2 protein-coding genes and 1 tRNA gene are annotated in these 1,766 nt (G+C 68.6%); 2 read left to right on the top strand and 1 reads right to left on the bottom strand.

Annotated elements, in window-relative coordinates; all coding sequences use genetic code 11:
- A partial coding sequence (locus ACWGKU_RS40960; RefSeq protein ID WP_359914062.1) for an ATP-binding cassette domain-containing protein occupies window positions 1–347 on the bottom strand: 347 nt, incomplete at its 3' end.
- A 254-nt stretch (window positions 348–601) separates the two neighbouring features.
- Here ACWGKU_RS40960 and ACWGKU_RS40955 point away from each other — a divergent pair.
- Together ACWGKU_RS40955 and ACWGKU_RS40950 are read left to right on the top strand one after the other, a co-directional pair.
- A tRNA-Leu gene (locus ACWGKU_RS40955) sits at window positions 602–683 on the top strand.
- 138 nt (window positions 684–821) lie between these two features.
- Window positions 822–1,709 carry a Bax inhibitor-1/YccA family protein gene (locus tag ACWGKU_RS40950; RefSeq protein WP_359914059.1) on the top strand — a complete coding sequence of 296 codons (888 nt, stop codon included), beginning with the start codon at window positions 822–824 and terminating at the stop codon, window positions 1,707–1,709.
- Window positions 1,710–1,766: the final 57 nt, after the last annotated feature.

Below are 1,766 nucleotides of genomic sequence, written 5' to 3'. Positions count from 1 at the left end.
TGGAAGATGAAGCCGATGTGGTCGCGGCGCAGCTGGGTGAGCTGCTTGTCCTTGAGGCCGACGAGCTCGGTGTCGCCGATGGTGGAGGAGCCGGAGGAGACGGTGTCCAGGCCGGCCATGCAGTGCATGAGGGTGGACTTGCCGGAGCCGGACGGGCCCATGATGGCGGTGAACTCGCCCTGGGGGAAGGTCACGGTGACGTTGTCGAGGGCGACGACGCGGGTCTCCCCCTCCCCGTAGACCTTGTTCAGGCCGGTGGCTCGGGCGGCCGCCAGGCCGGTGCGGACGGCGGTTGCGGTCGGCGTGGTCACGGGGGGCTCCTTGTGCTCGTGGACTTGTACCTCCATGCTCCGCGACGTGATCATGGTCTTGCGTCGCTCCGCCGGACGGTTGGCCCTACCACCGCTGGGCGTACGGGAGGGCTGGACCCTCCTCCTGCGGTATGACGTGAACCCTGAGGCGGCGGGATGGCCGGAACGGATATCCTTCGTGGCCGAATCCCGGACAGTTCGTCAGATGGCAAGGAAACATGACAACTTCCGGGGCAGGGAACATGCGAAAGAGTGAGCCGGGCGACTAGGCTCAGGGTGGTTTCGCAAGAGCCCGGATGGTGGAACGCAGACACGGGCAGCTTAAAACTGCTTGGCCGCGAGGCCGTGCCGGTTCGAGTCCGGCTCCGGGCACCGACAACCGCGGGGGCGCCGACGGCGTCCCCGCCGGTCGTTGTTCACCGGATCCTCCTCGCGGCGTATCCCGGAATTTTTGCCAAGCCATTACCCTTGTACACGGGCGGTGCAGTGCCGCCACGGAGGGAATGAGCAATGAGAAGCAGCAACCCGGTCTTCTCGCGGGAGGGGTCCTTCACCCGCGACTCCGGCTACGCGGGGTTCGGTACCACCGCGCAGGCCGGGAGCCCGTACGGCCAGAACGCGCACGGTCAGAACCCCTACGCGGGTACGCCCTACGCCCAGCAGCCGCAGGGCCAGGCCCCCATGACCGACGAGCAGCTCTACGAGCTGTACAACGGGCCGTCGGCCGGCCCGGCGGCCACCGGGCGGATGACGCTGGACGACGTGGTCGCCCGCACCGCCATGACGCTGCTGACGCTGGTCGTCGCCGGCGCGGTGGCCTGGTTCGCGCTGCCGTTCGAGAACTTCGGCTTCGCGATCGCCGCCAGCCTGGTGGCCATGGTCGTCGGCCTGGTGGTCTCCTTCAAGCGCAGCGTCAGCCCGCCGCTGATCCTCACCTACGCGGCCCTCCAGGGCTTCGCGATGGGCGCCGTCTCGCACGCCTTCAACACCTGGCTGAACGGCATCGTGATCCAGGCGGTCCTGGGTACGGCGGCGGTCTTCGCGGCGATGCTGTTCGCCTACAAGAGCGGAAAGATCCGGGTCACCGCGCGCTACCAGCGGATCGGCATCGCGATCGCGCTGGGCTTCGTGCTGCTGATGCTGGTCAACATGGTCGCGATGGCCTTCGGCGCCGACATGGGCCTGCGCTCCGGCCCGCTGGGCATCGTGGTCGGCCTGATCGGCATCGGCCTGGGCGCCTTCTTCCTGTCGCTGGACTTCGCGTCGATCGAGGAGGCCATCGCCCAGGGCGCGCCGCAGCGGGAGTCCTGGCGGGCCGCCTTCGGGCTGACCCTGTCGCTGGTCTGGATCTACATGGAGATGCTGCGGCTGATCGCGATCCTGCGCGGCGACGACTGACGGTCCCTTCCTTCGTGAACCACTGCCGCCGGGCCCCGGAGCGACTCGCTCCGGGGC

Source organism: Kitasatospora sp. NPDC054768 (assembly GCF_053612025.1).
Note: the sequence above shows the minus strand (reverse complement) of the source record. Positions and strands in the feature narration are given on the sequence as shown.

Bases quoted from the DNA above. Each gene is read 5' to 3' on its own strand.
- ACWGKU_RS40950 (WP_359914059.1), top strand. From the start codon at position 822: ATGAGAAGCAGCAACCCGGTCTTCTCGCGGGAGGGGTCCTTCACCCGC.